Genomic DNA, 22313 nt, shown 5'->3' on the forward strand with positions numbered 1-22313 from the left:
ACGGTGGGCACCCTGGGGCGTCCACCGTCGTCATCCGGTCACCAACCAGCGCCCGGCGTCGGCGGTAGCCGTCACCGGGCGCTGGTGCCGATCGTCAGGCGGGCGCGACGGCCCGGGAGCGACGCATTGTGAGCACGTACTCGACAAGCGAGATCAGCACGTGCTTGGTCGACTCCCGGTTCCGGGCGTCGCAGGCCACCACCGGCACGTCGCTGGAGATGGCGAGCGCCTCCCGGACGTCCTGCGGATCGTGGTACTGCATCCCGTCGAAGCAGTTGATGGCCACCAGGTACGGCAGCCGCCGGTGCTCGAAGAAATCGATCGCCGCGAAGCAGTCGGCCAGCCGACGGGTGTCCACCAGCACGACCGCGCCGATCGCACCCCGGACCAGCTCATCCCACATGAACCAGAAGCGGGTCTGACCCGGCGTACCGAACAGGTACAGGATCAGGTCGCGATCGATCGAGATGCGGCCGAAGTCCATGGCCACCGTGGTCGTCGTCTTGCCCGGCACCTGCCGGGTGTCGTCGACGCCGACTCCGGCGGAGGTCATGATGGCCTCGGTGGTCAGCGGCGTGATCTCCGAGACCGAGCCGACCAGCGTCGTCTTGCCGACGCCGAATCCACCGGCGATAACAATCTTCGCCGACGTCACGCGCCCGCTCGGGGCCGGCGGCCGGTGCGACATGTCAGAGCCTGCGAAGTCCACTCAGCACCCTCTCCAGCAATTCAGTGCCCACCGCGTCGTCCGAGTCGTCCAGGATGGTCGGCTCGTGGACCGCGACCAGGCCGTCCGTCGCCATGTCGGCGATGAGCACCCGGGCCACGCCGAGCGGAAGCTGCATGCGCGCCGCGATCTCCGCGAGCGACTGCACGCGTCCGTCACACAGCGCGGCGATGTACTGGTGCTCACGGCCTTGGCCACCATTGCCAGTGGCAGCGGCCCGACCGCGCACCGTCGTCTCGACCAGCGCCTCCAGGGCGATGTCGAGGCGGGGACGGGTACGACCGCGGGTCACGGCGTATGGACGGACCAGCGCGCCGGTCGGCTCGTCACGATCAGCCATGTTGCCGTTCACCTCCTTCGTACCCGGCACCGGTTGGACCGGTGCTACCCGTCGTATGCAATGTTCTCGCCCCGCCTGCCCCCACCGGCCGGCGCGACGATCAGCCCATCATCCCCACAGCCGTACGCGGCTGTGGGGTCAGGGCGTCGCCCACCCGGTCGACGAGCAGGGCCATCTCGTAACCAACCTGTCCCACGTCGCAACTACGCGCGGCGAGAACCGCGAACGACGAGCCGTCGGAAATCGACATCAGGAACAGGAAGCCATTGTCCATCTCGACCACGGTCTGCAGCACGGCGCCTCCCTCGAAGCAACGGGCCGCACCCTGGGTCAGGCTGACCAGGCCGGAGGCGATCGCCGCCAGCTGGTCCGCCCGGTCCCGCGGAAGGTCTCGGGACGACGCCAGGAGCAGGCCGTCCGCGGAGACGGCGACCGCATGCGCGACACCGGGCACCCGATCGGCGAAGTTGGCAAGCAGCCAACCGAGATCCTGCGTACTAGTCATCCTTCTTGCTCCTTCTGCCCGCTCCCGGCCACCGGGCCAGAGCCAGACTCCGAGGATTGCTGCCCGCCCGGAGTTCCGTCCGGGCCGGTCGGGTTGCTGTCCGAGGGGTGACTACGTCCCCGTTGGACACCCCGGTGGTAGGCGGAGAGCAGACCGCGTACCGATTCCGGGTTACGGCGCTGCACCGAGGTGGTGGGCTTCTCCACCGCGCCCGGTACGAGCTGTGCCATCGGCGTACGCTTCGGCAGCCCGGTCTCGGTGGTGCCAGCCGGTGGCGCCTGGCTGGCGGCGGTGGCCGCCCGCCAGCCGTCGTCGGCAGCGGTCCGCCAGATGTTCTCCTGCGGTGTCGGGCGGTGCGCGGGCGCGCTGTCGGCAGCGCCGGACCGAGGCCCGCCACCCGCTGCCGCGCCGTTCCCGCCGGACGCGCCCGCCCCCGTCGGAGTCTGTGCCATCGGTGCGTTACCTGTCGTCCCGGTCTGGGTCTGCTGGGCTGGCCGATTGACGACGTCGACCGTGGAGAGCTGCTGGGTCGTCGCGCCGGCCGTGGCCGACTGACGCGCGCCCGCCGACTCCTCCGGACCCGGCCGGCGGGTACGGAACCACGCCGACTCCAGCTCCCGGAAGATCGGCAGTTCCATCGTCTCGTCGGCGTACCGCTGCCGGTTCTGGGCCTGCGGCGGCGTCGGCGTGGTCGGCTGGTTCTGCGTGGGGGCGGGACGCGCAGCCGGCGTCTGGCGCTGCACCCGAGGCAGTTCGGTGGTCATGTCCAGGGCGGCGGCCAGCCGCTCGGGCACGGGCGGGGCGGCCGACTCCCCGGCCACCGGCGGCCACGCCGGAGGCGCCGAGGACGTGCCGGCGCCGGGTGCCGCCGAGACCGGCCGCTGCGGCAGCGGGTTGCCGGGCGGAGTCGACACGGGTGAGCCGGAGACCGGCGAGGCCGACACGGGGTGACCGGAGACCGGGGCCGCCGAGACCGGCGGGGCCGAGTACGGCGTACCGGAGACCGGGGGCGACGACACCGGGGGCATCGGCGGAGCGTACGGCCCCGCCTCGGGGCTGCTCGGCAGCTGGCGCGGGATGGACGGCGGCTGACCACCCGGCTCGTCGGTGGACCGACGCTGCGGCAGCGGGTCGATCGGATGGCCGTTCGAGGTGAGCGGGGCGAAGCCGTTGCCGTTGCCGCCGTTGCCGTTGCCGCCGGTGCCGCTGGCACCGGTCAGGTCCGACCAGGCGGGCAGGTTGCCGCCGCCCACGGTGGTCGGCGTTCCGGAGCCGTTGCGGCTGGCCGGATCGAAGGGCCGACCGCCAAGGGTCACCTGGTTACCCGAGCTGCCGGGCGTACGCGCGGCGGGCGGGACCGGCGGGTGCGCGCCGTTGCCGAGCGCCGCCAGCGCACCGAACGCCGGGGCCGGTCCGGACGAGGGGCCGGCAGCGGCCGGCAGCGCGGCGGGCTGCTGCTGCCCGCGGCCGGACAGGGCCCGGGGGACCAGCACGGTCGGCGGCAGCGTGACCTCGGCGACGGTGCCCCGGTCGCTGCCCGGGCGCAGCTCGACCTTGACGCCGTGCCGGGAGGCCAGGCGGGCGACCACGACCAGACCCATCATCCGGGAGACGGCGACGTCCACCTGCGGTGGTGTGGCCAGCCGTTCGTTCAGTTCGGCCAACTGCTCGCCGCTGATGCCGATGCCCCGGTCCTCGACGTACAGCGAGGCACGGTCACCGACCCGGCGAGCCTCCACCAGCACCTGGGAGTCCGGCGGCGAGAACGCGGTCGCGTTGTCGAACAGCTCGGCGACGAGGTGGACGAGATCGTTCACCGCGTGCGCGGCGACCTCGATGTCCCGGTCGATCACCCCGAACTCGATCCGGGTGTAGTGCTCGACCTCGGACTGGGCGGCCCGCAGCACGTCGATCAGGGCGGCCGGTTCGCGCTGCACACGGGTCGAGTCGGCGCCGGCGAGGACCAGCAGGTTCTCGTCGTTGCGGCGCATCCGGGTGGCGAGGTGGTCCAGCTGGAACAGCTCCGCCAGCCGGTCCGGGTCCTCCTCGCCACGCTCCAACCGGTCGAGGTGGCCGATCAGCCGGTCGACCAGGATCTGCGACCGGCGGGCCAGGTTGACGAACATCGTCGCGACCGACGAGCGCAGCGCGGCCTGCTCGGCAGCGGTCCGGACCGCCTCCAGGTGGACCGCGTTGAACGCCTCGGTCACCTGGCCGAACTCGTCCTTGCTGCGCACCGGCAGCGGTTCGGCGATCTGGTTGGCCAGCTGTACCGGCGAGAGCTGCCCGGTGACCTGCGGGTCACGCAACCGGGCCACGGCCTGGGGCAGCCCGTACTGGGCGATGGAGAGCGCGCCCTGACGCAGCTCACGCAGCGAACGGGCCATCGACCGGGCTACCAGGAAGGCCAGGAAGATGGCCAGCAGCAGCATCGTGAGCAGCAGGCCGGTCTCCAGGAAGACCGTGCGCTGCACCTCGGAACGCAGCTCACCGGCCTGCTCCACCACGTCGGAGTCGAACTTCGACTCGACCGAGCGGATCAGCTTGCCGTTGGCGACCAGCGCCTCGTCCCACTGCTGAGGGGTGAACGAGATGCCGGCGAGGTTCTGCGAGTTGTCGGCGTTGACCTGGCTGATGTAGATCGTCGCCTGCCGGCGGTCGCCACCGCCGATGGTCTGGGCGTGGAACTCGGCCTCCGCCTCGGTGGCCACCGCGTCGAAGCTCTGCTGCGCCTGCTGCTGACCGGTCTCGCTGGAGATGTAGTCGGTGCGCAGGGTCGAGCTCATGCCGCCCGCGATCAGCGCGCGGTGCACGACCACCCGGCGGACGGAGAGCCACTCCTTCTCCCGGGCGACCGCGGCGGCGGCCCGCATCCGGTCGCTCAGGTCGTTGTCACCGGCCAGCTGACTGGCCGAGTCACGAATGGTGAGCAGCTGGTTGATCAGCTCGTCGTAGGACTGGAGCGCGTCGGTGATCCGGAACTTGCCGTTCAGCACCTGGCTGCGAGCACCCGGCAGGTCACCGAGCCCGTCGTCGATCTGGCCGAGCAGCCCGTTCAGGCTGACCGGCAGGTCGGTGAGGTCGGACCGCTGCCGGGAGTAGGGCGCCTTGTCCTGGTCGACCCGCGCCGCGACCTCGTTGTAGCGGGTGGCCGCCGCCTCCTTCTGCGCCGCGGTGCTCCGCTGCGGATCCAGACCCAGCAGCAGCACGGCCGCGGTCCGCTCGTCCTGCAGGCCGTCCACCAGCTCACCGGAGTGGCTGATGAGTTCGGCCAGGTCGCCGGCGCGGTTCGCGTCGTTGAGCGCGTCCAAGTGGTCGACCAGACCGCTGGTACCCACGACGACCGTGGCGATGGTCGGCACGATCATGATGAGACCGAGCTTGGACCAGATCGGCATGTCGCGGAGCCGACCTGCGGGCCGGCGTAGACGCGACAGGAGAGAACCTGCCGTCTTCGGCCGTTTGCTCACGTCACCGCCCTCGTGATTGCAGCGTCCGCGTTGCCCCCGGACAACGCCCAGCAGCCGACCCGGCGGGTCGGACCATCCGAGATTCCATCACGCCGCCACGGAAAGAGAAAGCCCAGGTTGGCCCCAGCCGGAGGTGTGATGAGATGTTGATGCAATTTGATCGCGTTCCGTCTGTTCGGAGTTACTAGAAGTAATGAGCAGTCCGCACCGAGTCGTCCTCCTGGCCGGCCCTTCCGGCTCCGGAAAGTCGTATATAGCGCAACAAACCGGGCTGCCAGTGCTCTGTTTGGACGATTTCTACAAGGACGGCGATGACCCAACGTTACCGAGACGGAACGGTCAGATCGATTGGGAGTCGCCCGATTCGTGGGACGCCGAGGCAGCGGTGGAGGTTATTGACCAATTGGTCCGGCACGGTCGGGCGGACGTGCCGGTATACGCCATCAATGAGGATCGACGGGTGGCCACTCGGCGCTTCGAGCTGACCAGTTCGCCACTTTTCGTGGCCGAAGGGATCTTCGCCGCCGAGATCGTCGGGGAGTGCCGGCGACGCGGGCTCCTCGCCGGGGCGTACGCCCTGCGCCGGCCGCGCAGCGCGACCTTCCTCCGTCGGCTGGCCCGGGATCTCGCCGAGCAGCGCAAGGGCCCCCGGGTCCTGCTGCTGCGCGGCCTGGCACTGCTACGCGCCGAGCCGGCCGTCCTGCGTCGGCAGACCGGGCTCGGTGCGGAGGCCGCCCGGGGTCGGGACGTGCTGCGCCGGGTGGCGGGTCTGCTCGCCGCCGGCCATCCGCCGCGGACCGGCTGACCCGGCCCGGACGTCCGCTCAGCCCAGCAACTTCGCGTACGCCGGCTTGATCACCTCGTCGATGATCCGTAGCCGCTCGTCGAAGGGGATGAAGGCCGACTTCATCGCGTTGATCGTGAACCACTGGAGCTCGCGCCAGCCGTAGCCGAACGCGTCCACGAGCAGCGCCATCTCCCGGGACATCGAGGTGCCGCTCATCAACCGGTTGTCGGTGTTGACGGTCACCCGGAAACGCAGATCCCGCAGCAGCCCGATCGGATGCTCCGCGATGGACGCGGCGGCACCGGTCTGCACGTTCGACGACGGGCACAGCTCCAGCGGGATCCGCTTGTCCCGCACGTAGGCGGCCAGCCGGCCGAGCTGGGGCCGCGGGCCGGGGGTGACATCGTCGACGATGCGGACCCCGTGGCCGAGGCGGTCGGCGCCACACCACTGGATCGCCTGCCAGATGGAGGGCAGCCCGAACGCCTCACCGGCGTGGATGGTGAAGTGGAAGTTCTCCCGCTGGAGGTACTCGAAGGCGTCCAGGTGGCGGGTGGGCGGGAAGCCCGCCTCGGCACCGGCGATGTCGAAGCCCACCACACCGTGGTCGCGGTGCCGTACGGCCAGCTCGGCGATCTCCTGCGAACGAGCCGCGTGCCGCATCGCGGTGAGCAGCGTGCCCACCCGGATCGGCGTGCCGGCCTCGGCGGCGAGCGCGCTGCCCTCCACGAAACCGGCCAGCACCGCCTCGACCACCTCGTCGAGGGTCAGGTTCTGCTCCAGGTGCTGCTCCGGAGCGAACCGCACCTCGGCGTAGACCACCCCGTCGGCGGCCAGGTCGAGGGCGCACTCCCGAGCCACCCGGCGCAGTGCGGCAGCGGTCTGCATCACGGCGACGGTGTGCGCGAAGGTTTCCAGGTAGCGCTCCAGGGAGCCCGAGTCGGCCGCCGCCACGAACCAGCGCCCCAACTCCGCCGGATCGGTGCTGGGCAGAACGTGTCCGATCTCCTCGGCCAGGTCGACGATCGTCGCCGGGCGCAGGCCGCCGTCCAGATGATCGTGCAACAACGCCTTCGGTGCCCGGACGATGTCCTCGTAGCCGACTACCGTGCTCATCGCCGCTCGTCCCGCTCACAACCCATGCTCCCGACCCTAGTCGCCCCGTCCGGTCGGCGACCCGCGCAGGGCGTGTGTCGGGGCTCTCGGCCACCGGGACGGCCACGACGTACGCCCTAGACTCGACGCGTGAGACAGCCGTGATGGATTCCCGCGTCGTGGCCCGGCTGCGCTGTCCCGTCTGCCACGACCCGCTCGCCGAGGCCGTGGCCGGCGGATCCCGGTCGTTGCGTTGTCCGCGCCGGCACAGCTTCGACATCGCCCGGCAGGGCTACGTCAATCTGCTCACCGGCCGGGCACCACACAGCGGCGACACCGCCGAGATGGTCGCCGCTCGGGCGGAATTCCTGTCCACCGGCCACTACGACGTCATCTCCGCCGCCCTCGCCACCGCCGCCGACGCTGGCCTCGCCGACGCCGCCCCCGACCCGGTTGCCGGCGCGTACCCGCTGGTGGTGGACGCGGGCGCGGGCACCGGCCGGCACCTGGCGGCGGTGCTGACCGCCGCGCCGGGGGTCGTCGGTCTCGCGCTGGACATCGCCAAACCGGCGCTCCGCCGGGCCGCCCGCGCCCACCCCCGGATCACCGCCGCGCTGGCCGACACCTGGCAGCGACTCCCGCTGGCGGACGCCTCGACGGCGCTGCTGCTGAACGTCTTCGCACCCCGCAACGGCGCCGAGTTCCGCCGGGTCATCGCCCCCGGCGGACGGCTGCTGGTGGTGACCCCGGCCGACGACCATCTCACCGAACTGGTCGCCGCACTCGATCTGCTCCGGGTCGACCCGGCCAAGGCGGACCGGGTGGCGGCCAGCCTGGCCGGGCACTTCACCGAGGAGTCGACGACCGTGCACCGGCGGGAGCTGACGCTGTCCCGCACGGACGTGACCACCCTGGTCGGCATGGGTCCGAGCGCCTGGCACACCGACCCGGCGGGGCTGGCCGCCCGGATCGACACCCTCGGCGAGCCGGTCCGGGTGACCGTCGCGGTGCGGCTGGGGACGTACCGTCCGGCCTAGGTGGAGAGGTCGACCTCTTCCCAGCCGGGGGGCTCGTCGTGGTACGGCCCGCGCAGGATCACCGCCCACTCCAGCGCCCACCGACGTTGACCGATCGCGTTGGCGTCCACCAACCCGGGCAGGCTCCGGCCGGCGCGGCTCACCTCCAGGTACGACCAGTCCAGGCAGTAGTGCAGGTCGAGCAGGGCCGCCGCGTCCGCCGGATGCTGCGGCGCGGCCAGGATCCGGGACCGCCACTGCCGGAAGGTCTCCCCCTCGGCGATGTGCGGCAGCCGCTCCACCAACCGGTCGTCGGCCGGCATGGTGGGATCCAGCTGCTTGGTCAGGCCGAGCACCCAGGCCAGCGAGAACAGGGCGTCGTGATGCAGCACGAAGGAGCGGTGGTCGCCCTTGGCGCCGGTGACGAACTGGAACTCCGGCGGGGTGACCATCTCCACCAGATGCGAGGCGAGCAGCCAGCTCATCGCTGCCTGCGGTGGCATGCCGAAGCACCGGGCCAGGATCAGGTGCAGCACCGCGATCCGCGCCTCGATCTCCGCCGTCGGCCGTAGCTCGATGTCATCGCCCGGTTCCCAGACCAACGGAAACTGCGGCGGCGGCAACGGCAGCCGCAACCGGGCCAGTTCCTCCAGGCTCGCCTCACGCACCTCGCGGGGGTCGGGGGCAGGCACGATCACGGCAACATCCCTGTCTGATAACGACGTCTCGGCGCCGACGGTCCCCCCTGGCCTGCGACAATAGCGGTCCTCACGCTCCGACACCATGGCCGGGGCCCGGGTTTCGTCACTCGACGCGTTCGATCACCAACGGCGTCGCGGCCGGTGGTCGAGCGGCGACGGTCACCGCCCGCGCGGCCTCCGCCAGCGCCGCCGGGATCAGCTCCGACCGCTCGGCCCGCAGCTCGTAGAGGGGGTCACCGGCCCGCACCGGGTCGCCGGGGCGCTTGTGCAGCAGCACCCCGGCCGGCACGCTCACCGGGTCCTCCTTGCGCGCCCGACCCGCACCCAGCCGCCAGGCGGCCACCCCGATGGCGTACGCGTCGACCGCAGCGACGTGACCGTCCGTGTCGGCGCGGACCACCTCGACCTCGGTCGCCTCGGGCATCGGTGCGTCCGGGTCACCGCCCTGCGCCCGGATCATCGACCGCCAGACGTCCATCGCCCGCCCGTCGCGAAGCGCGGCGGCCGGGTCGGCATCGGGCAGCCCGGCCGCGTCGAGCATCTCCCGGGCCAGCGCCAGGGTCAGTTCCACCACGTCGGCCGGCCCGCCACCGGAGAGCACCTCCACCGACTCGGTCACCTCGATGCCGTTGCCGATCGCCCGGCCGAGCGGGGTGGACATGTCGGTGAGCAGGGCGACGGTCCGCACACCGTGCGCGCCGCCCAGCTCCACCATGGTCCGGGCCAGCTCCCGGGCGTCGTCGACCGACTTCATGAACGCACCGGAGCCCACCTTGACGTCGAGCACCAACGCCCCGGTTCCCTCGGCGATCTTCTTGCTCATGATCGAGCTGGCGATCAGCGGGATGGCCTCGACGGTGCCGGTCACGTCACGCAACGCGTACAGCTTGCGGTCGGCCGGAGCGAGCCCGGAGCCGGCCGCGCAGATCACCGCGCCGACGTCCCGCAGTTGGGCGGTGAACTCCTCGTTGCTCAGCGCCGCCCGCCAGCCCGGGATCGACTCCAGCTTGTCCAGCGTGCCGCCGGTGTGGCCGAGACCGCGCCCGGACAGTTGGGGAACCGCGGCTCCGCAGGCGGCCACCAGCGGGGTGAGCGGCAGAGTGATCTTGTCACCGACCCCACCCGTCGAGTGCTTGTCGACGGTCGGCCGCGCCACCGAGGAGAGGTCGAGCCGCTCGCCACTGGCGATCATCGCGGCCGTCCACCGGGCGATCTCCGGGCCGGTCATCCCGTTCAGCAGAATCGCCATGGCCAGCGCCGACATCTGCTCGTCGGCCACCACCCCCCGGGTGTACGCGTCCACCACCCAGTCGATCTGCCCGTCCGACAGCACCCCCCCGTCCCGCTTGACCCGAATAACGTCAACCGCCGCAAAACCACTCACCTTTGAGTCCAATCACTATTCACGCAGCCGGCAAGCCGCCCATCGATCGCAACGGACGCACGTAGCGCACGACGTGGAGGCGACACCCGCAGCAATGGACGCACGGACCGCACCACGCACGGGCCGGGGCCGACCGTGCCCGGCGGAGGGATCAAGCCTGACCGCCCGGAGCCGGGTACGGTCGGCCCCGGCCCCGGCCGCAACCAAAGATCAAGAAGACCACCGAACCGGAATCTCCGTAGGCGGCTCACCCTCACCGGCCCAGAAGATCGTGCCGGACGCGTCGACCACCACCACCCGAGGCGTACGCGCCAGCCCCCAGCCGATCGCCTCCGCCGGGTCGTCCCAGCTCGGGCCCTCCTCCAGCACCCCGGTCTCGGCGCCCGCGTCGTCACCGGCCGAGCGTTCCCAGTACGCCGTCCAGACCTGCTGGCCGGCGGAGAGGTCGGGGTGCACGAAGACGGTGCCCCGGCCGCGCCAGGCGGCCAGCCGGTCGGGTACCACCGGCACCGGCCGCTCCCCGGTGACCGCCTCGATGTCGGCCACGTCGAAGGCGTGCGGCAGCAGTTCGGCCATCCGCAGCGGCCCGCCGCTGGCCTCGATGAGACATTCCGGCCCGCCCTGTTCCCACAACAACTGCCGGCAGCGCCCGCACGGCATCAGTGGCTCGCCGGTCGCGTCGACGCAGGACAGCGCGACGATCCGGCCGCCGCCCGTGGCGTGCAGTGAGGAGACCACCCCGCACTCGGCACAGAGCACCACGCCGTACGCGGCGTTCTCGACGTTGCAGCCGACCACGACCCGGCCGTCGTCGACGAGCGCCGCGGCACCGACCGGAAACTTCGAGTACGGCACGTACGCGTGCCGCATCACCTCGGTCGCGGCGGCCCGCAGCCGCTCCCAGTCGATTTCCATGGTCCGCTCCCTGGGTCAGCCCTTGATGTACGGCTTGCCGTCGGCGGCCGGTGCCCGTACCCGGCCGACCAGCCCGGCCACGGCCAGGATCGTCGCGAGGTAGGGCAGCATGGCCAGGAACTGGCCCGGAATCACACTGTTGATCGCGCCGAGGTAGGTGGCCAACTGGTCGGCGAAGCCGAAGAAGAGCGCGGCGAGCAGCGCACCGGTCGGGCTCCACCGGCCGAAGATCAGTGCCGCCAGGGCGATGAAGCCCTTGCCACCGATCATGTTCTTGGTGAACGAGAAGAGGGCCAGTGTGTAGGAGGCGCCACCGATGCCGGCGACGGCGCCGGCCATGATCACGTTGCGGTAGCGCAGGCCGAGCACCCGCACACCCAGGGTGTCAGCCGCCGTCGGGTGCTCACCGACCGACCGGGTCCGCAGGCCCCACCGGGTCCGGAAGAGCGCGATGTGGATCACGAGCACCAGGAGCAGCGCCAGATAGAGGAAGATGTTGCCCCGGAACAGCGCCGGCCCGAGCAGCGGGATGTCCGACAGCAGCGGGATCTCCCAGTTGCTGAAGCGCGGTGCGCTGTTGTAGCGGGCGGCGTCGGTCTGCATCAGCCGCTCGTAGAGGAAGCCGGTGATGCCGACCGCCAGCAGGTTCAGCACGATGCCCATGACCACCTGGTCGACCAGGTAGCGGATGCTGAACACGGCGAGCAGCAGCGAGATGAGTGAGCCGCCGACGGCGGCGGCGAGCAGTCCCACCCAGACGCTGCCGGAGATGCTGCCGAAGAGTGCGCCGCTGAAGGCGCCCATCAGCAGCTGCCCCTCGATGGCGACGTTCACCACGCCGGAGCGCTCGCACAGCACACCGGCCAGCGATCCGAAGATCAGCGGCAGGGCGAGCAGGAAGGTGCCCCGCACGATGTTGACCAGCGGCATGAAGTTCTGCCCGGTCGGCGCGGCGGAGACCTGCCAGCACAGGAACGACAGCACGAACGCGACCAGGCCGACGGCGAGCACCGGCACGAACCAGCGTTTCGGCAGGCCGGCGAGCATCGAGCCGCCGGCGGCGAGGGCGATCAGGCCGAAGACGATCGCGCCGACGGTGCCGTTGACCTCCAGCGCGGCGCCTGCGGCGTCCTCGCTGAGCGTGAAGCGGGCCTGCTCGCCGGTGGCGAGCGCACCGAACAGCACGGTGGCCAGCAGACCGAGGGTCAGCAGCACCAGCCCGACCTTGCGGTTACGGGTCCAGAAGCCCTCGTCGACCGCCGCGACCGCGACGTCGGGAACAGCCGTGGTGGACATGCCTCACCAGCCCTTCGCGAGGCTCGTCTGCAACCGGGCGGTGCGCGCGGCCCGGAGCTGGAAGATCGCCTTCACCAGTGCCGGCGCGGCGATGAAGATGACGATCAGGGCCTGGAGCACGGTGACCAACTCCAGTGAGATCCCCGAGTACGACTGCATCCGGTTGCCGCCGGCCTGCAACGCACCGAACAGCAGCGCGGCCAGCGCCACCCCCCACGGTTTCACCCGGCCGAGCAGGGCGACCAGGATGCCGTCGAAGCCGATCTGGGCCACCACCAGTGGGGTCAGGGCCGCAGCGGTGGTGCCGAGCACCATCTGCGAGCCGCCGAGCCCGGCCAACGCCCCGGCGAAGACCATGACCAGGACGTACGTCCGGGTGACGCTGATACCGGCGGTACGGGCGGCGTCCGGGTTGGCGCCCACCGCCCGCAGCTCGAAGCCGAGCGTGGAGCGGTTGAGCAGCCAGGCGACCGCCCAGGTGGCCAGCACGGCCAGGATGATGCCGGCGTGGGCGCGTAGCCCGTCGCCGAAGAGTCGAGGCAGTTGGGCGGAGGCGTCCACCGGCCGGCTGATCGCGTCGGTGCGGCTCGGGTCCTGCACCCCGTTCTGCACGATCAGCCAGGTGAGGAAGTAGACCGCGATGTAGTTGAGCATGATCGTGTTGATCACCTCGTGGGCACCGGTACGCGCCTTCAGGATGCCCGGAATGAAGCCCCAGATCGCCCCGCCGAGCGCGCCGGCCAGGACGGCGACCAGCAGGTGCAGCCCGGGCGGCAGCGGCAGCAGGAAGCCGGCCAGCGCGGCCAGGATGACACCCATCGTCGCCTGCCCCTGCGCACCGATGTTGAACAGGCCGCCACGGAAGGCCAGCGCCACCGACAGACCGGTGAAGACCAGCGGTGCAGTGTAGGTGAGTGTCTCCGAGATCGGGCTCAACGCCGCGTTGACGGTGGTCGCGGCCGGATCGAAGACCGAACCCTTGAACAGGTTCGCGTACGCCTCACTGACCAGCGTCCAGCTGGCGTTCATCGCGTCCGACGGGCGGGCGGTGATGTAGCCGTAGGTGGCCAGCACCTCCGGATCGCTGATGATCATCAGGACGGCGCCCACGACCATCGCCAGGACCAGCGAGAGCAGGGTCACGGTGAAGGTGTTGGCGGCCCAGAGGTTCTCCAGGAACAGCCGCCCCAGCGTGGGGCGCGGCCCGGAATCGCCGGGGGTGGTGGCCGCCTCGGCGCGTTCGGTGTTGCCGACCGCGGTCCGCGCCGCCTGGTCCTCACTCGCCGGTTCCTTGTCCGGGGAACCCGGCTGGGCGTTGGGGTCACTCATGCCGGCAACTCCGCTCCGCTCCGTGCCGCCGCAGGGCCGCCGTGCCAGATGGTTCGCTCGCTCATCGGTCCTTCTCGTCTTCGCTGCCTGGCCCCTCGGCGGCCGGCGCCACGCCGTCGGTGGTGGCCGCGACGTCACGATCGGTGGTCGCCGGAGTGCCCGTACCGGAAACCGCGTCCGCGTCGGTGGTGGCGGGCGGGTCCGAATCGACGGTCGCCGTCGGTCCGGCCTCGGTGCCGGATCCGACGTCGGGGGAGCCACCCGTGGCGTCCGGGGTGATGCCGGCCATCAGCAGGCCGATCTCCTCGCGGGCAGTGTCCGGGCCGACCACGCCGATGATCCGGCCGCGGTACATCACCGCGATCCGGTCGGCCAGTCCGATCACCTCGTCGAGTTCGCTGGAGACCACCAGCACGGCGGTACCGGCGTCGCGCTCGTGGACGACCCGACTGTGGATGAACTCGATCGAGCCGACGTCCACCCCCCGGGTGGGCTGGGCGGCGATGAACAGCTTCAGCGGTCGGGACAGTTCCCGCGCCACGATCACTTTCTGTTGGTTACCGCCGGAAAGGGTGCCGACCGGCGCCTCCGCCGAGGAGGTGCGTACGTCGAACTGCTCGATCCGTTCCCGCGCGGCCCTGGCGATCTCGTCCGGCCGCAGCGACAGACCCCGACCGAAGGGTGGCCGGTCGTACACGTCCAGCACCAGGTTCTCCGCGACGGTGAACTCCTTGACCAGGCCGTCGACGCTGCGGTCCTCCGGCACGTAGCCGACGCCCGCCCGGAGCACCTTCTTGGTCGACCAGCCGTCGATCCGCTGCCCGTCAAGGGTGATCGTGCCGGCGAGCACCGGACGCAGACCCATGATCGCCTCGATCAGTTCGGTCTGTCCGTTGCCCTGCACACCCGCGACACCGAGCACCTCGCCCGCGCGTACGGTCAGGTCGACGCCGTCCACCGCACGGACCTGCCGGTCGTCGTCGACGATCAGGCCGGAGAGTTCCAGGACGGGCTCGCCCGGGGTGGCCGGGGCCTTGTCCACGGTGAGCCGGACGGTGCGGCCGACCATCAGCGCGGCCAGCTCGTCCCGGCTGGCCTCGGGCGAGGCGGTGCCCACGGTCTTCCCACGCCGGATCACCGTGATCCGGTCGGCGATCGCCTTGACCTCGCCGAGCTTGTGGGTGATGAAGACGATCGACTTGCCGGCGGCCTTGAGCGACCGCATCACCGTCAGCAGTTCCTCGGTCTCCTGTGGGGTGAGCACGGCGGTGGGCTCGTCCAGGATGAGCAGGTCGACGTCGCGGGTGAGCGCCTTGACGATCTCCACCCGCTGCTGGATGCCGACCGGCAGATCCTCGATCACCGCGTCCGGGTCGACCCGCAGGTTGTACCGCTCGGAGACCTCGGCGACCTCGCGCCGGGCGCGGCGCCGGTCCAGGAACCCGGCGATGCCGCCACGCACCTGCTCGGCGCCGAGCATGATGTTCTCGGTGACGCTGAAGACGGGCACCAGCATGAAGTGCTGGTGCACCATGCCGATGCCGGCGGCGATGGCGTCGGAGGGGCCGCGCAGCTTCAGTGGCTTGCCGTCGACCAGGATCTCACCCTCGTCGGGCTGGTAGAGCCCGTACAGCACGTTCATCAGGGTCGACTTGCCCGCGCCGTTCTCGCCGAGCAGGGCGTGGATCTCTCCAGGCTCCACCGTCAGGTCGATGTGGTCGTTGGCGACCAGATCACCGAACCGCTTGGTGATGCCGCGCAGTTCGAGTCTCAGCGCAACCTCCTGGAGTGTGAAGCGATGGTGCAGCGTAGCTGCTGGCGAGCGGGCGCGGCGTCGGCCGGACCGGTGGCGCGGACCGGCCGCTGCGGCACGGCGGGTCTCCCCCGCGCCGCAGCGGCCGGATCAGGTTTGCTCTGCTCGCCGGCCGCTCCTGGTGATCGTCTCACCGGGGGCGGCCGGCGACGGGTCACTTCGGCTGGGCGGCCGACTCGACCTTGACGGTGCCGGCGGCGATGTCCGCCTTCAGCTTCTCGACCTCGGCCTTGAGCTCGGCCGGGACCTTGTCGTCGAACTCGTGGTACGGGGCCAGCGAGACGCCGTCGTTGGCCAGGGTGCCGATGAAGCCCGGGTCCGCCTGGAGCTGCTCGCCACCGGCGGCCTTGAGTACGGCTTCCTTGACCGCGCCCGGGATGTTCTTCACCACGGTGGTGATGATCGCCGGGCAGTTCGGGGTGCTCTCGCAGCCGTCGACGTCCACCCAGATGGTGTTGTACTTGCCGCCGGAGGCCTGGGCCGCGCCGGTGGTGCCGAGGCCGGCGCCGCCGGCCACCGGCATGATGATGTCCGCGCCCTGGGCGACCAGCGCGTCGCTGACCTTCTTGCCCTCGTCCTGCTTGACGAAGTCGTTGGTGAAGGAGCCGTTCTGGGTCTCCTTGTTCCACCCGAGGACCTGGACGTCCTTGCCCTTGGCCTCGTTGTAGTAGGCGACCCCGTCGGCGTAGCCGTCCATGAAGATGGTCACCGGCGGGATCTTCAGGCCGCCGTAGGTGCCCACCTTGCCGCTCTCGCTCATGCCGGCGGCGACGTAGCCGGCGAGGAAGGCGGCCTGGGCGGTGTCGAACTGCATCGGGTAGACGTTGCCGACACCCGGGTCGGCGTCGACGATGCCGAACTGCTGGTCCGGGTTCGCCTCGGCGATCTTCTTGGTCGCGTCGCCCATCAGGCCACCGACGGCCAGGATGAAGTCGCAGTCCTGGTTGACGTACTGGGTCAGGTTCGGCTCGTAGTCCGCCTCGGCCTTGGACGCGACGTACTTGATCTCGATGTTGTCGTTCTCCGCCTTGGCGTTCTCCAGGCCCTGCCAGGCCGAGGCGTTGAACGACTTGTCGTCGATGCCGCCGACGTCGGTGACCATACAGGCGCTGTACGCCTCGCCGCCGGAGCCGGCGTTGTTGTCCTCATCCGGAGCCTCGCCACAGGCGGCGGCGCTCAGTACGAGCCCACCCGCCGCGATGATCGAGGCGATCCGCATCCCACGCACCGAGCGCAAGACGTCTCCTTCCCATTGCACACCGCGTGGTACGCGGTGGCAGCCCTTGAGCCGGCCTGCGCCTTGCCGCCGGCGTCCCACGTTACGGGAGCAGAGCGTACGCCCGCGCCCACCTGCCGACCGACAATCGTGCAGGACTGTTGGAGCCCTGTTACCCCTACGTAATGCTCGGGTGGGGGACATCACTCGTCAGTGCCGGCAGGCGGGCACCCACATGCCGAAAAAGTCCCTTTTCCCCGGCGCCGACCCGCCGGCTGCGACTATCGCCAGAAGACCGCCACGGCGGCGTTGACCAGGGTCAATCCCACGATGGCGAGGAAGTGCCCCCGGTTGACCTCGTCCCGCTTGCGGGAGAAGAAGACCATGACGAAGATCAGCAGGGCGAGCACCAGCTTCGTCACAAGCTTCGCGGGTGCCGGCTCGTCGCCGTCACGCAGCGGGGCGCTCAGGCCGATGCCGGTGAGTAGCTGGATCACCGAACCCCACAGCATGGCGGCGTTGACCCGGATCTTGCCGGTGAGGTATTGGGCGATCGCGCCACCGAGCAGCAGCGCGAACCCGATCAGGTGGACGTAGAGAAGGATGAGTCGAAGTGCTTCCACCCGACCCATCCTGCCCTATCAACGACCGTTTGTAGTAGAGGCATCCCGGTGCATCCGGGAGGCCACCAGCACCAGCGCCAGCCCGACCACCGAGTAGCCGGCCAGCACGGCAATCGGGCGACCGGCGCCGGCGCCGTCGAAGAACGCCACCGAGCGCAGCAGCGTGCCACCGGCACCTACCGGCAGCCACTGGCCGAGCGCACCCCACGGCTGCGGCAGCAGTTCCGGCGCGGCGCCGACCGCGGAGAGCGGATTGCCGAGCAGGAAGACCAGCAGCGCGCCCAGCCCGATGCCGGGTCGCCCGAGGAGGGCACCGAGTCCGGTCACGACGGCCGACGCGGCCAGGGCGAACAGGCCGATGGCGGCACCCTCGGCGAGCCAGTTCCCGGCGATGACGCCCAGCCAGCCGTGCAGGACGGTGACGCCGACCAGGCCCGCCAGCAGGCCGGTCGCCACCAGCCCGACCAGCCGTGCCAGGCCGCCGGCGACCAGCAGGACCAGCAGCGCACCGGCGAGCAGGCTGGTCATCGCCAGCGGCAGGAAGCCGGCGGCGAACCCGGCACCCCGGGGATCGTCGGTGGTGGTCGGCACCACCTCGACCACGGTGACCGGACGCCCTTCACCCACCTGGCCGACCGCCTCCGTCAGCAGCGCGGCAACCGTGGGACTGGCGGCCGACGCGGTGTGCAGGGCGAGGCCGTCGGTTCCGATCACGAACGCGCCGTAGACCTCCCGGTCCCGTAGCGCCCGGTCGGCCGCCGCCGCGTCCGGAAGCGTGGTCAGCGAGAAGGCGCCGGGACGCGCGGCCGCGAGCCGCCCGGCCAGCTCGGCCACGGCCGGCGCCGGGCCGGCGACGGCGACCGGCAGGTCGCGCGGGGCCAGGTTCGCCGCCGGAGCCGCGAACAGGGGTACGAGCAGCGCCTGCGCCATGACCGCGAGTGCGGCGACGAGGACGGCGAGCAGCAGGGGTGACCGGTTCCGGGTGGGCATGGCTCCACTCTCCTAAAACGAACACTCGTTCTTTTATGAAGCCAGACTCCGCTCGCTCATCGACTCCTGTCAAGAACGAACGCTCGTTCTACGATGTAACCCGTGCCACGTGTCTCGGAGGAACACCTCGCCGCCCGCCGCCGCCAGATCGTCGACGCGGCCCGCCGCTGCTTCCTGCGGGAGGGTTTCCACCGCACGACGATGCAGGACGTGATCGCCGAGGCAGGGCTCTCGGTCGGCGCGGTCTACCGTTACTTCCCCAGCAAGGCGTCCCTGATCAGCGCCATCGCCGAGGAGACCATCGGCGGCGCCGAGCAGGTCCTCGACGAGTTGGCCCGGCAGGATCCGCCGCTACCCCTGGACAAGGCGCTGGAGTACGCGCTGGCGTACATGGCGGAGCAGGCCGGCGACGAGGGGGTGCTGCGCATCGCGATCCAGGTGTGGGGAGAGGCGCAACGGGACCCGGCACTTGGCGAGTTCGCGGCGAGCAGGTACACCAAACTTCGCGGTTACTTCGAGGTGCTGGCCAGCAGGGCCCAGGAAGCCGGCGAGCTGCCCGCCGACGCCGACCCGGCGGCCGTGGCCGCTGCCCTGTTCGGCCTCTTGCCGGGCTGGTTCCTGCAACGCATCATCACCGGCGGCCCGGACGTGGCGACCTATCTCTCCGGCGTCCGCGTCCTGTTCGGCCGGCAGCGCTGACCACCACCGTCGGGGCGGGTGGGCGTGGTCGACACGCCCACCCGCTGACAGCGCCCACCCGCGCCCCGCCCGGTCAGCCCTTCGTGCCGCCGGCGGTCAGGCCGGAGACCAGATGCTTCTGGGCGAAGAAGAAGACCAGCCCGGCCGGCACGGTGACCAGCACGGCAGCGGCGGTCAGGTACTCCCACTGCGGGTTGAACTGCGGCACGAACTGCTGCAGCCCGTACGCGAGGGTGAACTTGTTGTCGGTCTGGATGAACGCCGACGCGTACGCCACCTCGCCCCACGCGGTGAGGAAGGTGTAGAAGGCGGTGACCGCCACGGCCGGGCGGGCCAGCGGCAGCACCACCCGCCAGAAGGTGGCGAACGGGCCGCACCCGTCCAGCGCCGCCGCCTCGTCCAGGGAGGTCGGGATGGAGTCGAAGTAGCCCTTCAACATCCAGGCGCAGAACGGCACCGCGATGGTCAGGTACGCGATGATCAGCGCGGGCATCGTGTTGATCAGCCCCACCCGGGCCATGATCGTGTAGATCGGCACGATCAGGATGGCCACCGGGAACATCTGGGTGACCAGGAAGACCATCATCAGCGGCCGGCGGCCCGGGAAGTTGAACCGGGACACCGCGTACCCGGTGGTGGCCGACAGGAAGATGCCGATACCCATGGTGAAGGCCGCGACGATCACCGAGTTCAGGAACCATCTGGGGAAGTTCGTCTCGGTCAACACGTAGCCGTAGTTGGCGAGCGTGGTGTCCCGGAACAGGGTCAGCTCGCTGCTCTGGATCGCGTACCCGGGCTTCAGCGAAGAGAGCAGCACCCAGACGATCGGGCCGATCGCGATCACCGAGGCCACCAGCAGCGTGCCGTGCAGCAGGACGGACCGCGCCGGGCTGCGCCGGCTACGCGCGGGCCGCTTCACCCGACTCATCACCACACCTCGCCTTGCTTGCGTAGCGCTCGGCGGTAGAACACCGAGAACACCAGCAGGATGGACAGGATCAGTACGCCGTAGGTCGAGGCCAGCGAGTAGTTGCGGATGCCCTCGAAGGCGGCCCGGTAGGCACCGGTCACCAGGATCTCGCTCTGCCCGGCCGGCTGTCCCTCGGTCACCAGGAAGATGATCGGGAACATGTTGAACGTCCAGATGGTGCCGAGCAGGATCACCGTCATGCTGACCGGCCGCAGGCCGGGCAGGGTGATGTTCCTGAACCGCTGCCAGGCGGAGGCACCGTCGATCTCGGCCGCCTCGTACAGCTCCGACGGGATGGTCTGCATGCCACCGAGCAGCGCCACCATCATGAACGGCACGCCGAGCCAGATGTTGGTGACGATGGCGGTGAGCAGCGCCGTCCACCGGTCGGCGAACCACGAGACCGGGTCGATGCCGACCGCGGAGAGCAGCGCGTTGGCCAGGCCGAAGCGCTCGTTGAAGATGAACTTCCAGGCGAACGCGCTGACGAAGGCGGGCACCGCCCAGGGCAGTACGAGCAGCACCCGGTAGAGGCTCCGGAACCGCATCGGGCGGTTGAGCATGGTGGCCAGGCCGAGGCCGAGGCCGAAGTGGAAGGCCACACAGACGAAGGTCCAGATCAGCGTGGTGCCGGTCCACTGCCAGAACTCACCGACCTCACCGGTGAGCACCCGGACGTAGTTGTCGAGGCCGACGAACTCCCACCGGTTGGGGTTCTCGGCACAGACCTCACTGCCGGTGATCGACTTGGTGCAGATCTCGGCGACCTGGTTCGCCTCGTTCAGGTTGGTGAAGGAGAGCCAGATCCCGCGGAACAGCGGGTAGAAGATCAGAACTGCCAGGACGATGACGACGGGCAGCACCATCGCCCAGGCGTACCAGTGCTTGTCCCAGCTGCGGCGCAGCCGGGACGGACGAGCGGATCGGCCGGACGGCGTCGCAGGAGGCGCCGGTTCGGCTGTCACGGTGGTCATCAGCTGCGCTCCATGATGGGAGGCCCGGCAGGGCCCCGCGACCGGGGACGGTCACGCGACCCTGCCGGGTGCCGAGAGGTCACCGGCTGAGCGCCGGCGGTGAGGTCAGTTCTCGTAGGAGGGGACGACCTCGGCCTTGTACTTCTTGGCGACGGTGTCCAGCGCGGCCTTCGGGTCCTTGTTCTGGATCAGAACCTCGGTGGCCATCTGGTCCAGCGGGCCGAAGAACTGACCGGCCTCGGGGATCCACGGGCGACCCACACCAGCCTCGACGACCGGCTGGAACGCGGCGACGACGGGGTTGTTCTTGACGGCGTCGAGCTCGTACGCCGAGGTGCGGGTCGGCAGCAGGCCAAGCTTCTCCGACAGGAACGCCTGCGACTCGGCGGAGCTCATGAACTTGACGAACGCGACGGCGGCGTCGACCTTCTCCTGCGGCATGCCGGACCAGATCACGTAGTTGTGGCCGCCGACCGGGCCACCGGCCTTCGCCGAGCCACCCGGCACCGGTGCGATGCCCAGGTTCTCCAGGCCGCCGAAGCCCGGCGCCTGCTGGACGTTGTTGACCTCCCACGGACCGTTGATGATCATGGCGACCTTCTTCTCCTTGAAGAGGGTCATCATGGTGCCGTAGGCGTCGTTGGCGGACGGCTTGACCGCCGCACCGCTGTCGATCAGGTCCTTGGCGATCGCCAGCCCGGCCGCGTTCTGCTCCGAGTCGATGACGATCTTCTTGCTCGCGGTGTCGACCAGATCGCCGCCCTCGCCGTACATGAAGGGCAGCAGGAAGTAGCCGGCCGGGTTGATGTAGACGCCCTCGGCGTCGGTCTTCTCCTGGACGGTCTGCGCCGCGGTCTTCAGCTCGGCCCAGGTCTTCGGGGGCGCGCTGATGCCGGCCTCGCTCAGCAGCTCCTTGTTGTACATCAGCGCGAGGCTGTCGGTGACCTGGGGAACGCCGTAGGTCTTGCCGTCGAACTTGTTGGACGCGAGCGGCGTCTCCAGGAAGTCCGACTCGTCGGCGAGCAGCTCGGAGCCGTCCAGCGCGTACAGGTAGCCCAGCGAGGCGAACTCGGGCACCCAGGCGACCTCGGCCCGCAGGATGTCCGGTGCGCCGGAATTCGCCTGTGCGGCGGTCTTGAACTTGTTCTGCGCCTCACCGAACGGAACCGACTGGTAGTTGACCTTGACGTTCGGGTAGGTCTGGTTGAACTTGGCGATCAGCTCCTGGAACGCCGGACCCTCGTTCTTCGGATCCGACGTGTCCCACCAGGTCAGTTCTGCGGTGAGGGAAGCGGGGTCGACCGCCGGCTGCTCCTCGGCCGCCTGGTCGTCCTCCCCGCCGCACGCGGCGACGGAAAGGGCGAGAGTGGCAGCGGCGAGTACGGCGATCCCCCTGGCTGTGCGGCGCATGTTCGCTCCTAAATTGCCTGCCGGGTAACGGCGGGGACAGTAGCAAGAACTTT

General features: G+C 70.4%; 20 protein-coding genes. 3 read left to right on the plus strand and 17 right to left on the minus strand.

Annotation, left to right across the window (positions count from 1 at the left end):
- Positions 1 to 94: 94 nt before the first annotated feature.
- The 4 genes from O7605_RS15680 to O7605_RS15695 form a co-directional block, all read right to left on the minus strand.
- The gene (locus tag O7605_RS15680; RefSeq protein ID WP_155215169.1) at positions 95 to 688 is read right to left on the minus strand and encodes a GTP-binding protein; all 594 of its coding nucleotides are present in this window, start codon (positions 686 to 688) and stop codon (positions 95 to 97) included.
- Between the two features lies 1 nt (position 689).
- Complete coding sequence (locus O7605_RS15685; RefSeq protein ID WP_091634396.1) at positions 690 to 1067, minus strand: DUF742 domain-containing protein; 378 nt, start codon at positions 1065 to 1067, stop codon at positions 690 to 692.
- A 100-nt stretch (positions 1068 to 1167) separates the two neighbouring features.
- Positions 1168 to 1572, minus strand: a complete 405-nt coding sequence (locus tag O7605_RS15690) for a roadblock/LC7 domain-containing protein (protein ID WP_013731521.1) — start codon at positions 1570 to 1572, stop codon at positions 1168 to 1170.
- Positions 1569 to 5042 (minus strand): sensor histidine kinase, encoded by a 3474-nt coding sequence (locus tag O7605_RS15695; RefSeq protein WP_269739878.1) that lies wholly within the window; start codon positions 5040 to 5042, stop codon positions 1569 to 1571. The genes O7605_RS15690 and O7605_RS15695 overlap by 4 nt, the downstream gene beginning before the upstream one ends.
- 460 nt (positions 5043 to 5502) lie before the next feature.
- On the opposite strand from O7605_RS15695, the gene O7605_RS15700 reads away from it, so the two are divergent.
- Entirely contained in the window at positions 5503 to 5847 is a 345-nt protein-coding gene (locus tag O7605_RS15700) for a hypothetical protein (protein ID WP_269739879.1), read from the plus strand.
- Positions 5848 to 5865: 18 nt separating this feature from the next.
- Here O7605_RS15700 and O7605_RS15705 read toward each other — a convergent pair whose 3' ends face one another.
- On the minus strand, positions 5866 to 6945 hold the full coding sequence (locus O7605_RS15705) for an adenosine deaminase (protein WP_269739880.1): 1080 nt from the start codon (positions 6943 to 6945) through the stop codon (positions 5866 to 5868).
- A 143-nt stretch (positions 6946 to 7088) separates the two neighbouring features.
- Here O7605_RS15705 and O7605_RS15710 point away from each other — a divergent pair, with 143 nt between their 5' ends.
- A complete protein-coding gene (locus O7605_RS15710) occupies positions 7089 to 7961 on the plus strand; it encodes a putative RNA methyltransferase (protein ID WP_269739881.1) in 873 nt (290 codons plus the stop codon).
- Here the strand turns inward: O7605_RS15710 and O7605_RS15715 are convergent.
- The 9 genes from O7605_RS15715 to O7605_RS15755 all read right to left on the minus strand — a co-directional run bounded on the left by O7605_RS15715 (position 7958) and on the right by O7605_RS15755 (position 18207).
- Positions 7958 to 8638: a DUF4272 domain-containing protein gene (locus tag O7605_RS15715; RefSeq protein WP_269739882.1), complete on the minus strand. Its 681-nt coding sequence runs from the start codon at positions 8636 to 8638 to the stop codon at positions 7958 to 7960. The genes O7605_RS15710 and O7605_RS15715 overlap by 4 nt on opposite strands.
- Positions 8639 to 8744: 106 nt before the next feature.
- Positions 8745 to 10025, minus strand: coding sequence for a thymidine phosphorylase (locus O7605_RS15720; protein ID WP_269739883.1), 1281 nt, complete (start codon positions 10023 to 10025; stop codon positions 8745 to 8747).
- Between the two features lie 210 nt (positions 10026 to 10235).
- Positions 10236 to 10940, minus strand: a complete 705-nt coding sequence (locus O7605_RS15725; protein ID WP_269739884.1) for a cytidine deaminase — start codon at positions 10938 to 10940, stop codon at positions 10236 to 10238.
- Positions 10941 to 10955: 15 nt separating this feature from the next.
- Entirely contained in the window at positions 10956 to 12236 is a 1281-nt protein-coding gene (locus O7605_RS15730; protein WP_269739885.1) for an ABC transporter permease, read from the minus strand.
- Positions 12237 to 12239: 3 nt separating this feature from the next.
- Positions 12240 to 13565, minus strand: a complete 1326-nt coding sequence (locus tag O7605_RS15735; protein WP_269739886.1) for an ABC transporter permease — start codon at positions 13563 to 13565, stop codon at positions 12240 to 12242.
- Positions 13566 to 13626: 61 nt separating this feature from the next.
- A complete protein-coding gene (locus O7605_RS15740) occupies positions 13627 to 15372 on the minus strand; it encodes an ABC transporter ATP-binding protein (RefSeq protein ID WP_332317177.1) in 1746 nt (581 codons plus the stop codon).
- A 160-nt stretch (positions 15373 to 15532) separates the two neighbouring features.
- Positions 15533 to 16597: a BMP family lipoprotein gene (locus O7605_RS15745; RefSeq protein ID WP_269742649.1), complete on the minus strand. Its 1065-nt coding sequence runs from the start codon at positions 16595 to 16597 to the stop codon at positions 15533 to 15535.
- A 278-nt stretch (positions 16598 to 16875) separates the two neighbouring features.
- A complete protein-coding gene (locus O7605_RS15750; RefSeq protein WP_269739887.1) occupies positions 16876 to 17217 on the minus strand; it encodes a hypothetical protein in 342 nt (113 codons plus the stop codon).
- 18 nt (positions 17218 to 17235) lie between these two features.
- Positions 17236 to 18207 carry a hypothetical protein gene (locus O7605_RS15755; protein WP_269739888.1) on the minus strand — a complete coding sequence of 324 codons (972 nt, stop codon included), beginning with the start codon at positions 18205 to 18207 and terminating at the stop codon, positions 17236 to 17238.
- Between the two features lie 102 nt (positions 18208 to 18309).
- Here O7605_RS15755 and O7605_RS15760 point away from each other — a divergent pair, with 102 nt between their 5' ends.
- A complete protein-coding gene (locus tag O7605_RS15760) occupies positions 18310 to 18906 on the plus strand; it encodes a TetR/AcrR family transcriptional regulator (RefSeq protein WP_269739889.1) in 597 nt (198 codons plus the stop codon).
- A gap of 73 nt (positions 18907 to 18979) precedes the next feature.
- Here the strand turns inward: O7605_RS15760 and O7605_RS15765 are convergent, their stop codons facing one another.
- The 3 genes from O7605_RS15765 to O7605_RS15775 form a co-directional block, all read right to left on the minus strand.
- Positions 18980 to 19834, minus strand: coding sequence for a sugar ABC transporter permease (locus O7605_RS15765; RefSeq protein ID WP_332317130.1), 855 nt, complete (start codon positions 19832 to 19834; stop codon positions 18980 to 18982).
- Positions 19834 to 20850, minus strand: a complete 1017-nt coding sequence (locus O7605_RS15770) for a carbohydrate ABC transporter permease (protein WP_269739890.1) — start codon at positions 20848 to 20850, stop codon at positions 19834 to 19836. Before O7605_RS15770 ends, O7605_RS15765 begins: the two co-directional genes overlap by 1 nt.
- 105 nt (positions 20851 to 20955) lie before the next feature.
- Positions 20956 to 22260: an extracellular solute-binding protein gene (locus tag O7605_RS15775; RefSeq protein ID WP_269739891.1), complete on the minus strand. Its 1305-nt coding sequence runs from the start codon at positions 22258 to 22260 to the stop codon at positions 20956 to 20958.
- Between the last annotated feature and the right edge of the window lie 53 nt (positions 22261 to 22313).

Origin of the sequence: Verrucosispora sp. WMMA2121 (genome assembly GCF_027460185.1) — a bacterium.
In the GTDB taxonomy this organism is placed as follows: Bacteria; Actinomycetota; Actinomycetes; order Mycobacteriales; family Micromonosporaceae; genus Micromonospora; species Micromonospora palythoicola.